10 protein-coding genes and 1 riboswitch are annotated in these 12,508 nt (G+C 39.8%); of the genes, 1 reads left to right on the forward strand and 9 read right to left on the reverse strand.

Going from position 1 to position 12,508, the window contains the following annotated elements; genetic code table 11:
• Positions 1-78: 78 nt before the first annotated feature.
• The 3 genes from RGU12_RS19270 to uvrB form a co-directional block, all read right to left on the reverse strand.
• Entirely contained in the window at positions 79-585 is a 507-nt protein-coding gene (locus tag RGU12_RS19270) for a hypothetical protein (protein ID WP_309537469.1), read from the reverse strand.
• Between the two features lie 169 nt (positions 586-754).
• Positions 755-3,622: an excinuclease ABC subunit UvrA gene (gene uvrA, locus RGU12_RS19275; RefSeq protein WP_309537470.1), complete on the reverse strand. Its 2,868-nt coding sequence runs from the start codon at positions 3,620-3,622 to the stop codon at positions 755-757.
• Between the two features lie 7 nt (positions 3,623-3,629).
• Complete coding sequence (uvrB, locus tag RGU12_RS19280) at positions 3,630-5,609, reverse strand: excinuclease ABC subunit UvrB (protein ID WP_309537471.1); 1,980 nt, start codon at positions 5,607-5,609, stop codon at positions 3,630-3,632.
• A 192-nt stretch (positions 5,610-5,801) separates the two neighbouring features.
• On the opposite strand from uvrB, the gene RGU12_RS19285 reads away from it, so the two are divergent.
• Positions 5,802-6,521: a hypothetical protein gene (locus tag RGU12_RS19285; protein ID WP_309537472.1), complete on the forward strand. Its 720-nt coding sequence runs from the start codon at positions 5,802-5,804 to the stop codon at positions 6,519-6,521.
• A 169-nt stretch (positions 6,522-6,690) separates the two neighbouring features.
• Here RGU12_RS19285 and RGU12_RS19290 read toward each other — a convergent pair whose 3' ends face one another.
• The 6 genes from RGU12_RS19290 to RGU12_RS19315 form a co-directional block, all read right to left on the reverse strand.
• Entirely contained in the window at positions 6,691-6,918 is a 228-nt protein-coding gene (locus RGU12_RS19290) for a DUF2198 family protein (RefSeq protein WP_309537473.1), read from the reverse strand.
• A 77-nt stretch (positions 6,919-6,995) separates the two neighbouring features.
• Positions 6,996-7,946 carry an ABC transporter substrate-binding protein gene (locus tag RGU12_RS19295; protein WP_309537474.1) on the reverse strand — a complete coding sequence of 317 codons (951 nt, stop codon included), beginning with the start codon at positions 7,944-7,946 and terminating at the stop codon, positions 6,996-6,998.
• A complete protein-coding gene (locus RGU12_RS19300) occupies positions 7,943-8,731 on the reverse strand; it encodes an ABC transporter ATP-binding protein (protein ID WP_309537475.1) in 789 nt (262 codons plus the stop codon). Before RGU12_RS19300 ends, RGU12_RS19295 begins: the two co-directional genes overlap by 4 nt.
• A gap of 9 nt (positions 8,732-8,740) precedes the next feature.
• A complete protein-coding gene (locus tag RGU12_RS19305) occupies positions 8,741-9,799 on the reverse strand; it encodes a FecCD family ABC transporter permease (RefSeq protein WP_483867255.1) in 1,059 nt (352 codons plus the stop codon).
• A 52-nt stretch (positions 9,800-9,851) separates the two neighbouring features.
• Entirely contained in the window at positions 9,852-11,435 is a 1,584-nt protein-coding gene (locus RGU12_RS19310) for a peptide chain release factor 3 (protein WP_309537477.1), read from the reverse strand.
• A 399-nt stretch (positions 11,436-11,834) separates the two neighbouring features.
• A riboswitch (cyclic di-GMP riboswitch) is annotated at positions 11,835-11,919 on the reverse strand.
• Positions 11,920-11,932: 13 nt separating this feature from the next.
• Positions 11,933-12,502, reverse strand: coding sequence for a DNA-binding protein (locus RGU12_RS19315; RefSeq protein ID WP_309537478.1), 570 nt, complete (start codon positions 12,500-12,502; stop codon positions 11,933-11,935).
• Positions 12,503-12,508: the final 6 nt, after the last annotated feature.

A 12,508-nucleotide genomic window follows, 5' to 3' on the forward strand; every position in this document is an offset into this window, starting at 1 on the left:
TGAACTTGATAGACTGCTTCACTCGACGTAAGACCAAAGGAAATCGTTTTAACAGTAAAATCCTTGTTCGAGTAATAATTAATTTCGTAGTTTCCTCATTTCCCTCGCTAAGATTGAATGGCGAAATCTTTTCTGTCGGATGAATTCTTTTATTTCTTCCACACTCATATAGGAAAGGCGTATATGATAATAATTGATATATTCAATCATGGCAAAACCATATAAGAAAAGGTACCAATATAGCCCTTTTGGAAACGTAGTTTGATAGACAAGTACAGGTATTCCAATCATTAGTAATACAAGATTACTGATTTTGAAAATACGAAAAAATGCCAGTTGTTTGTTTGTCAAGGAAGACTGTTTCCCCTTCTTAAGACGCTTCCACTTTACATACCAATAATAACTTCCTTGGAACAAAATAAACTCTAAAATGAAGAAAGCAAATATATGTGGAAAAGTAGTTAAATACTCGTTAGACCATTCAAATGTTGGAATATAGAACAACCATAGAATTGGAAATAAGATGGCCGCTGCCAATTCTCCTGTCCAAAGTCTATAAAGTTTTTTCTGAGCTATTTCTCGCATGGGTATCACCTATCCGTTCATTCTCTTAACAGGATACCATAGTTTTACAGTTCGGAGAGAAATATACAATAAAAAAAATCCCAACTTGCTATGAAGCAATTCGGGATTTTTCTGATAAGGGAGCCACAAGAACCGTCCCTCTGGTTCAGGAGAAACGGCACCCTGGTTTCTATACGGTTTCTTTTTCTTTAATGAGCTCTCTCATTCGCTCTCGGTCACGTTCTAGGACCGGTTTTAGGTAGTGGCCGGTGTGGGAGGCTTTGATTTTTGCGATTTCTTCTGGTGTACCTGTTCCAACGATGGTACCACCTTTGTCTCCTCCTTCAGGACCAAGGTCAATGATATAATCTGCTGTTTTGATCACATCAATATTATGTTCGATCACAAGGACTGTATCGCCACTTTCCACAAGTCTCTGCAATACTTTTAAGAGTCTTGAGATGTCATCGACATGTAGTCCAGTTGTAGGTTCATCTAAAATATAGAACGTTTTTCCGTTTGAGCGACGATGTAATTCAGAAGCGAGCTTCACACGTTGTGCTTCTCCACCAGATAAGGTTGTAGCTGGTTGTCCCAATTTGACATAGCCTAACCCAACATCAAACAGGGTTTGTATTTTACGCTTGATTTTAGGGAGGTTTTCGAAGAATGAAACTGCCTCTTCAACCGTCATATCTAATATATCTGAGATGTTTTTGTCCTTATATTTAACTTCCAATGTTTCGCGGTTATAGCGTTTCCCATGACAAACCTCACAAGGGACATAGACGTCTGGAAGGAAGTGCATCTCGATTTTAATAATTCCATCTCCACGGCAAGCTTCACAGCGTCCACCTTTCACATTGAAGCTAAAGCGACCTTTTTTGTAGCCCCTGACTTTTGCTTCATTTGTATTTGCAAACAAGTCACGAATATCGTCAAATACCCCAGTGTAGGTAGCCGGATTTGAACGTGGTGTTCGTCCAATCGGAGATTGGTCGATATCAATTACCTTTTCTAATTGTTCTATTCCCTTAATTGTTTTGTGTTCACCAGGCTTACTTTTAGCACGATTTAGCTTTTGGGCAAGAGATTTATGAAGAATCTCGTTTACTAAAGTACTTTTACCCGAACCAGATACTCCTGTAACAGCCACGAACATACCAAGAGGAAACTTCACTGTTACGTTCTTTAAATTGTTCTCCTTCGCTCCAACAACTTCGATAAAGCGACCATCCGGTTTTCTTCTTTCAACCGGAAGTGGTATGAACTTTTTACCTGATAAGTATTGACCTGTTAAGGATTTCGGATCCTCCATCACTTCTTTCGGAGTTCCTGCTGATATAATTTCTCCACCATGGGTACCAGCCCCTGGTCCAATATCAATTAGGTAATCTGCCGCAAGCATGGTATCCTCATCATGCTCTACCACAATTAGCGTGTTTCCAATATCCCTCATTGCTTTTAATGTATCAATGAGTCGATCATTGTCTCGTTGGTGTAGACCAATTGAGGGCTCATCTAGAATATAGAGAACACCTGTTAACCGTGAACCAATTTGGGTAGCTAGACGAATTCGCTGTGCTTCGCCACCTGACAACGTCCCTGCTGCGCGACTTAGCGTTAAATAATCAAGTCCCACATTGACTAGGAACCCAAGTCGTTCCTTGATCTCTCGAAAAATAAGGTTGGCAATCTGCTTATCCTTTTCAGAAAGCTCAACATTAGAGAAAAACTCTAAAGACTCATTAATAGAAAAATCAGTAACATGTGAAATATGCTTTCCAGATATTTGAACAGCTAGGCTTTCCTTTTTCAAACGATGACCTTTACAGGAAGGGCAAGCCTTTTCACCCATGTATTTTTCCATTTGCTCACGAATATAATCAGAGCTTGTTTCTTTGTATCGCCTTTCTACATTTCGAAGAACGCCTTCAAACTGAATATAATTTTCACGAACCTGGCCCCAATCATTTTCATAATGGAAAAAGATTTCCTCGCCATCACTTCCATATAAAACCTTATCCATTAAATGCTTCGGTATATCCTTAACGGGCATATCCATATCGATACCATAATGGTTACAAACTGCTTCAAGCAATTGCGGATAATATTGTGAACTTGTTGGCTCCCACGGAGCTATTGCATGCTTTCGAAGTGATAAATCCCAGTTTGGAATAACGAGATCGGGATCGACCTCAAGCTTACTTCCTAAACCATCACAATCAGGGCAGGCCCCGAATGGACTATTGAAAGAGAACATTCTTGGCTCAAGCTCACCAATTGAAAAACCACAAATAGGACAGGAATGGAGCTCACTAAACAAGAGCTCTTCTTCCCCCATTATATCAATGATGACCCTTCCTTCACCAAGACGAAGTGCTGCTTCAACTGAGTCAGCTAGTCTTGAAATTACACCCTCTTTGATCACAATACGGTCAATAACGACTTCGATTGAATGCTTTTTGTTTTTTTCAAGCTCGATATCATCAGAAAGCTCAAGCATTTCTCCATCGACGCGCACTCTCACATAGCCTTGTTTTTTAATATCTTCTAAGACCTTGACGTGAGCACCCTTACGACCTGATACAACAGGAGCAAGGACTTGGAGCCTTGTTCGTTCAGGGTACTCTAAAATCCGATCAACCATTTGCTCAATCGTTTGAGAGGTAATTTCGATACCATGATTGGGACAAATCGGTTTACCAACACGCGCATATAATAAACGTAAATAATCATAAATCTCCGTAACTGTACCAACGGTTGACCTTGGGTTACGGCTTGTTGTTTTTTGGTCAATTGAAATCGCAGGGGAAAGGCCTTCGATTGAATCGACATCTGGTTTATCCATTTGTCCTAAAAATTGACGTGCGTATGCTGAAAGGGACTCGACATATCGTCGTTGCCCTTCTGCATAAATAGTGTCAAACGCAAGGGAAGACTTACCTGAACCAGATAAACCAGTAACGACAACCAATTTATCTCTTGGAATCGTAATGTCTATATTTTTTAGATTATTCGCCCTTGCGCCTTTCACAACGATTTTATCTAATGCCATGTGTCTGTCATCCTTCCGCTTTTAACTCCAAAATTAAATCACGTAATTCAGCTGCTCGTTCGAAATTAAGTGCTTTTGCGGCTTCCTTCATTTCTTTTTCCATGTCAGCTATCACTTTATCGCGTTCTTTTTTCGATAGTCCTGTTAGTTTAGGTGCTGCTTCGTAATTTTCCGTTTCCTCTGCTGCCACCGTTGCACGTATGACATCTCGTATTTCTTTTTGAATGGTCTGTGGTGTAATACCATGCTTCTTGTTGTATTCCTCTTGAATCTCACGACGTCGCTTTGTTTCATTAATCGCGATTTCCATTGAATTCGTGATTTTATCTGCATACATAATGACTCTTCCGTTTGCATTTCTAGCTGCACGGCCAATGGTCTGAATAAGCGAACGTTCTGAACGGAGGAACCCTTCCTTATCGGCATCAAGAATGGCAACAAGTGAAACCTCTGGAATATCTAATCCTTCACGAAGGAGGTTAATTCCTACAAGAACATCATATTTCCCCATACGCAGATCGCGGATAATTTCAATCCGCTCAAGCGTTTTAATTTCTGAGTGCAAATAGTTTACCTTGATTCCAATATCCTTTAAGTAATCCGTTAAATCCTCAGACATTTTTTTCGTTAAAGTTGTCACAAGAACACGCTCATTTTTGTTCACGCGATCTTGGATTTCACCTAATAGGTCATCAATTTGACCTTGAATTGGCCGTACATCAATAATAGGGTCAAGCAATCCAGTTGGACGGATGATTTGTTCCACCATTTCATCGGTGTGTTCAATTTCGTACGGTCCAGGTGTTGCTGAGACATTAATAATTTGGTTGATATGCTTTTCGAATTCTTCAAAACGTAATGGACGGTTATCCATTGCCGATGGAAGTCGGAATCCGTGATCCACCAATACTTGTTTTCTCGCTTGGTCACCATTGAACATTCCTCGAATCTGAGGCAATGTAACATGCGACTCATCTACGACAATTAGCAAATCTTCTGGAAAATAATCCAATAATGTATATGGTGTTGAACCAGGTGGCCGTAATGTTAAATGACGTGAATAGTTTTCGATTCCGGAGCAAAAGCCCATTTCACGCATCATTTCTAAGTCATAATTGGTTCGTTGTTCAAGTCGTTGTGCTTGAAGAAGTTGACCATCTTCACGAAGGTCTGCTAACCGTTCCTCAAGCTCCGCTTCAATATTTTTAATCGCGATTTGCATTTTTTCTTCACGGGTTACGAAGTGGGATGCTGGGAAAATGGCGACATGTTCACGTTCGCCTAGAATTTCACCAGTTAAAGCATCAACCTCGCGAATCCGATCAATTTCATCACCAAAAAACTCCACGCGAATACAGTGCTCATCACGAGAGGCTGGGAATATTTCGACTACATCTCCTCTTACACGGAAGGTCCCGCGACGGAAGTCAATATCATTTCGTTCATACTGTACATCCACCAGTTTATGCAAAAGTTCATTACGCTCGATTTCCATTCCAGTACGTAGGGACACAACAAGTTCCCGATACTCCTCTGGAGAACCCAAACCATAGATGCATGATACACTGGCAATGATGATGACATCACGTCGTTCAAAAAGCGAAGATGTCGCAGAGTGGCGCAGTTTATCAATTTCATCATTCACGCTTGAATCTTTTTCGATATATGTATCAGATGAAGGAACATACGCCTCGGGCTGGAAGTAATCATAATAGCTGACAAAATATTCAACAGCATTATTAGGAAAGAATTCTTTAAACTCACTATAAAGCTGTCCAGCTAATGTTTTATTATGGGCAATAATCAGGGTTGGTCGATTTACTTCTTTGATTACATTTGAGATCGTAAATGTTTTCCCTGTTCCGGTTGCACCTAATAAAGTCTGATACTTTTTCCCCGCTTTGATCCCTTCCACTAGCTCTTTAATTGCTTTTGGTTGGTCACCTTGTGGGGAATATTTAGATACTAATTCAAATTGATCTTTCACATGCAATCCTCCAATCCTTTTTTCTGAACTGTTTTATGTGTTTTTTCACTGACTTTTTCTAGATAGAAACATTGTACCACAAACCAACCTAAAACAAACAAAAATACGAACTGATATTCGATTTTTTATTTAAAATATCTGTTATAAAACATGTTATAATTTGGAAAAAGACATGTCATGGTGAGGTGTTTTATGAAAAAAGGGTGTAGAATCCTTCTTCTGGTTTTCGTATTGGGCTTTTTAGTTTCATGCAATAACAATGTCAGAATATCAGGTTGTCCAAATGGAGAAATTGTTGAATGGCTGGATGCTTTGATGATTAACGATGTAAAGTATCAACATGATTTTCCTGATTCTTATGACGAACAAGGCTCGATTTCAATTGAGAAGGGAGAAGAACTAGGAAAGGTGACTTTCATGATGGATGAGCATGCATGCAGTGATCACAGGATGGAAAATGGTGATGCCACATACCTGCCTAAAGGAACTTCGATTTATGAGGTAAACGGGTACCCGTCCTCTTTCATCGTAGCAGCAGAGGATAAAGTATATGTTGTTGATGAAAATAAGGAAGCAAAAACAGCAGGTGAGCTTTATCCACTTGATGGGTTGGTAAAAAATATTTACATTGAAAGTACCGAGGATGGTAGTCGTCTACATACATTTTCATACAAATCAAAGGAACAATTTATCCAGGCTTGGTATCAGCTTGAACTGGATAATCCGTATGGTTTACATGTAACCGATAAATTCGATGGGGAACGTATTTTTTTAGAAATCGAGCTAAATAACGGGGTTAGCTTTCGGCAGCTTTATTGGATGGATTCAAACACCTTTCATAATGGGGCAATAGGGGATGATGAAATTAAAAAGGTGATCGTTTCAGAGCTTGAGAAGATGGAGGAAAAGTGAAGGACTTTGTGAAGTAACATTAAGGGAAAACGGTCCTTCATTTCCTTAATGAAGGACCGTCCGAAGCAACATCAATGGCATTCAATCCTTCATAAGCTTGATGAAGGAGGTTTCGCTTCATCTTATATAGCAAAGAGTCCTTAACAAAACCCTGGCCTCACATACCCTTTTATTTTTTCGCCCTTTTCCCCATGTTCCTTGCATAAAGAAATCCCGCTCCGAGCGAGATGATATCCGCAATGATGATAAAAATGGAATCTGCATATCCTTTATATATGGATGCAGCAATTAGAGCAACCGCTAGTAAGAAGCCCACATAATAATTATAGGTCACCCTTGTAAAGAAAACGACGAGTACACCCGGAAGGATGAGCGCCAGCAAAAGTTTCAATAGCATCAAATTCGTGTCCTTTCAACAATTTCATACATTTAATATACCAAAACAACGAAAGTAAAACACATAATTTACCCTTGCTATTCAAACACCTCTGGATAAAACCCTTTCGCTAAACTTTCCACCGCATATGCCATACGATTTCCAGGTAATACGCTTTCTAATGAAATAACAACAAAGCTTTCGTTTTTGACACTTTCTAACTGTGAAAGGGCAGGGTCGTTTTTGATATCTTTAATTTTTTGCTCAATCGATGGTGCGTCATAGTCGTGTATCAAAATCACATCAGGCTTTCTAGCAAGTACCTCCTCGTAGCTGACAGTGGCCCATTGCTTATCCGTAATATCTTCAAAAACATTTCGTCCCCCAGCAAGCTCAATCAATAATGTTTCAAAGTTTGTCCCGCCCGCTGTAAAGACGCCATTTCCACCACTATCATAAACGAGTACATCGACTGGTTCCTGTCCGACCAATTTCTCCTGCACCTCAGCAATTCGTTCCTTCTGCTCAGCAACAAATGCTTCCGCTCGCTCTTCAATCTCAAAAATCTTACCGAGATCAAGGATTTCTTGATAGATTTCTTCCATTGTAGTTGCCATGTTCATATACACCTTGATACCATAGCTATCAAGCTCGTCGACATCCAGACCTTCACTGCCGAATTCCCAGTCGATTCCATAAATAAAATCCGCTCCACTTGTTAGTACAGCTTCTCTTGTAGCAGAACCATATGTAAGCTCAGGGATTTTATCATATTCCTTCGCATATTCTGGCAGAGCGCCACGGCTATGATTATCTAAGCTATTCCCAATAACATAATCAGATAGTCCCAACGCAATGAATAATTCTGTTGCATTCGGCCCCAATGTTAACACCTTAGAAGGCTTTTCTGTCATTTCTACTTCTCTACCATAATTATCAATAATGAGAGAGTCCTCAGATTGTTTTGCAGACGTGTCCTCTTTTTGCCCGCCACATCCTGCTAACATCAACACGAGCATCCCTGTTAAAACAAATACTAGTTTTTTCATTTATTTTCTCCTTCTAGTAAACTTTGCGGTAAAAAGGTAATTGCCACCTTATTAGTAACTGGATGAATCATTACATCCGACCGAACACCGTAAATCTTGTAAATTGTTTCAGAAGTTAACACCTCTTCGGTTGTACCTGCCAACAGCATTCGTCCATCCTTGACGGCATATAATCGGTCACAATAAAGAGCGGCGAGATTTAAATCATGGATGGCTGATAAAACGGTAACCCCTAGCCCCTTAATTAAGTCAAAAATTTGCAACTGATGCTGGATATCGAGGTGGTTTGTCGGCTCATCTAAAAGCAGCAAATCGGTTTGCTGTGCTAACATCCGTCCTAGTAGAACGCGTTGTCTTTCTCCGCCTGACAGATCGCTAAAATTCCGCTTATTCATTTCGAACATACCAATTTGCTTAATCGCTTCTGCAACAATCTCTCGATCTTGCAGACTATCACCTTCAAAAAAGCCTTTATAGGGGCTTCTGCCCATGGCAACGATCTCTTCCACTTTAAAATCAAACGGAACTTCATTTTCCTGCCCGACTACCCCCATCTTTTTCGCAGCCGTCTTTGGATTCATTTTATTTATATTCTTCCCGTCCAAAAATACAACCCCGGAATCCGGTTTTAATGCACGGTAGATATTTTTTAAAAGGGTTGATTTTCCGCTTCCGTTGGGTCCTATGATTCCAACAAACTCGCCTTCTGAGACATGTAGATTCATATCTTCAATAATTTGTTTCTCATCCAATGAAAAATATAAATTCTCTACCTGTAGCTTCAATTCATCACCTCATTGCTTCTTTGATTTTAATAACCAAATAAAAAAGGGTCCTCCGACTAATGCGGTTAAAATTCCAATTGGTAATTCCTCCGGGGCAATCACCATGCGGGCAGCAACATCGGTCCAAATCACAAAAATTCCTCCCAGCAAAGCACTTATAGGAAGGACGCGCTTATGGTCGGATCCAACGAGCAACCTTGCAATATGTGGAACCATTAACCCAATAAACCCGATTGAACCACTCACTGCAATTGTTACCCCAGCTAAAAGGGAGGCGACGAGAATTAGCATTTTATGCAATCCTGCCACATTAAAGCCTAATGTTCCAGCTGTATCATCTCCAAAAAGTAAGGCGTTTAGAGCTCGGTATTGGCTCATCAAAACCACCATACAAATAACAGCCACAATCAGTGGTAGCGTTAAATAGCCCCATTTCGCCCCAGCTAAACTACCCGACATCCAAAAAGTAGCATTATGTAATCCCAAAGCATTTGGAGCACTTAGCGTAATAAATCTTGTCAAAGCATCAGTCATGAGGGCAATTGCTACACCCGATAGTAAAAGATGAGTGACATTAATTCGACCGTTCACTCTTGAGAGTAAATAAACTACTATAATCGTCACAGCAGCACCAATAAACGCGCTGATTGATAGTGAGTATGTCCCAAAAATTGAAAAGGCACCAAATAGCATCCCTAATGTTGCCGTTGCAGACGCACCGGATGAGACCCCAAGTATAAAAGGATCTGCCAAATGGTTACGAACCAATGCCTGCATAACAACTCCTGTTATCGCTAGTGAGGCACCGACAATCATTCCTAATAAAACCCTTGGCAAACGCAATCCCCAGACGATATTGTACTCAACCTGTGTCCAGCTAGATTCAATCGTGAGAAAAGGAAGTTTTGCAAGAAGAATCTTGGTAACTAAATGTGGATTAACAGAAACAGGTCCAATTCCAATCGCCAAGAGAATGGAAACAATGCTAACAACAAGTAGCAGCATTGTAATAACTTTTATATTCGGTTGGTCCTGATTGAAGATTTTTCGAAACAAATTTCTGCTCATAGCTAATCCTTTCATAAACTAAACGCCCAGAAAAGTTTCTGGGCGATTTAATTTAAACACCTTTATAGTCGTTACTTTCATATAAGTCAATGAGTTCGATGTCCTTGTTTTTATCCTGGAAATAACGATACGTAAAGTCATTTTCAAATAAAACGACATAGCGTTCATTTCGGTCACGAACAAGTAAACTTCTTGAATCGAATAGACGTGTATCTACATTCTTGTTAGCAATCCATCTTGGAATCCGGTTCCCGAGGGAACTAAATTCAACTGAAACATTGTACTCTGCTTCTAATCGATATTCAAACACATCATATTGAAGCTGACCAACCGCACCTAGAATGAAATCATCATTTGTTTCCTGTCTGAATAATTGAATCGCACCTTCTTGTACGAGTTGCTCAATTCCTTTTCTAAATTGCTTCGCCTTCATCACGTTCTTCACGCGAACCTTACGATACATTTCCGGTGGGAACACAGGTAACTCTTGATAATGCATATCTTCTTTACCAGCAATTAATGTATCACCGATTTGATATACGTTCGGGTCATAAATACCAATAATATCCCCAGGATATGCCTCATCAACTGTTTCACGGCTTGCCGCCATAAATTGTTGGGTCTGATTCAATTTGATGGATTTACCGGTACGAGTAATGTTAACGCTCATGCCTCGTTCAAACTTTCCAGAGCAGACACGTAGGAACGCAATTCGATCCCTGTGCTTCGTATTCATGTTTGCCTGGATTTTAAAAATATACCCCGAGAACGTTTCGTCCTCTGGTGGAACTAGGCCAAGATTTGTTTTACGAGGCTTCGGTGCTGATGCGAATCGTAAAAATGTATTAAAAAATGTTTCCACACCAAAGTTTGCGAGTGCACTACCAAAAAATACAGGAGTAAGCTCTCCGTTAGCGACACGCTCCACATCAAAATTGTTTCCAGCTTCATCTAATAGGAGTAACTCATCTTGTGTACTGTCATAAACCGGTGTATCTGTAATGGCTGGATGCTTGCCGTCCTCTAGCTCCTCTAAAGGAATGATTTTTTCATCTTCGTTCCCAGTAAAATGAACGAACCGATTGTTATAACGGTCGACAATCCCTAAAAATCGTTTGCCCATACCAACTGGCCAGTTCATTGGATAGGACTCAATCCCAAGCACCTCTTCAATTTCCGCTAAAAGATCAAGTGGATCCTTACCTTCACGGTCAAGCTTATTAATGAATGTAAAAATCGGAATTCCTCTCATTCGACAAACTTTGAAAAGCTTAATCGTTTGTGGCTCAACACCCTTTGTGGAGTCAATGATCATCACAACACTGTCAACAGCCGTTAATGTCCGATACGTGTCCTCACTGAAATCCTCGTGTCCTGGTGTATCCAAAATATTGACGTAAAAGTCTTCATAAGGAAAACTCATCACACTTGATGTAACCGAGATTCCACGTTGCTTTTCGATTTCCATCCAGTCCGATGCAGCGAATTTTCCTGATTTTTTTCCTTTAACTGTTCCCGCTTCACGAATCACGTTACCAAACAAAAGCAATTTTTCAGTCATCGTCGTTTTCCCAGCGTCCGGGTGTGAGATGATGGCAAATGTTCTTCGTTTTTGAACTTCATCTATATAGCTCATGCAAATTATCCTTCCGTTATCACAATTTCTATCTAAAAAAATATATCACATTAAAAAAAGAACTACAACGTGAATTGATTCCAATTTTCACGAGGAATATCAAAAAAAGAGGCTATTCTGTGATACACATCACAGCCTACTACACAGGTTCACACTATACTAAAAGTAGAAATAGAAAAAATACTGTAATGAGGTGAAGGTTACATGTTTGTAGCATATTTTCTTACTTTAAGTATTATTCTTACTTGTGTCGGTTTTGCAGTACAAATTATGAATGGCGTTAAAGAGTTAGATAGTAAGTCACTAGATCAATAAGCTAGCAAAAAGAAAACGGGAGAGGCTAGTTACCAACTAGTCTCTCCCACTTTTTCGTCATCAAATAAAGGTACCCTTCCATTCTATAGCAACCCGGCCGCCATAGAGAGTTCTCCTTAGGCCCGTGGCTTTGCGTCATTGTTTTTCAACAATTTTGCCTTTTGTATAGTTTGGTATTCTGCTTATCTAATGGCGTTACGCATACGCTGATATTTACGTTGAATGCTAATTGGGCTACGGTTTAATTTTTTTCCAATGTCTGAAAATGGTTTACCCATTGCGACAAGCTCAATCATGGAATGAATTTCAACAGTAGTCCATGACCGGTAATTGACCCTCTTCTGCTTGGAACGTTCCCCTTCAACCCAGCTAGGTTCAGGTACGATTGCATTTTTTTCAATTTTGGAGAAGTCAATTCGGTCTTTATTGATCTTTGCCCAATCCCAAAAATCTTCAGGTTTAATAAAGTAAAATTTCCGTGTATTTCGTGTTGCCTTTTTTGTGTACTTTAATCCATGGTTGTCAATCCAAAGCTTTACAGACTTTGGATCAATTTTTAATAGAGTTGCCAATTCATGCATCGTTAACTGACCGGTGAAAGACTTTGTATTGGAAATCCCTAATCTCTTAATCTTTAATTCAACGGCCGTCTCCGTTCTATGTAGGTGACTCGCAATCGTAGAGATTTTCATTCGACCTACATTGTCCTTGAGAAACTCTATTTCTTCATACGTCCATGTTCTTTTCTTCAAATCAAA

It is taken from the genome of Ferdinandcohnia sp. QZ13 (assembly GCF_031324165.1).
In the GTDB taxonomy this organism is placed as follows: Bacteria; Bacillota; Bacilli; order Bacillales; family Bacillaceae_L; genus Ferdinandcohnia.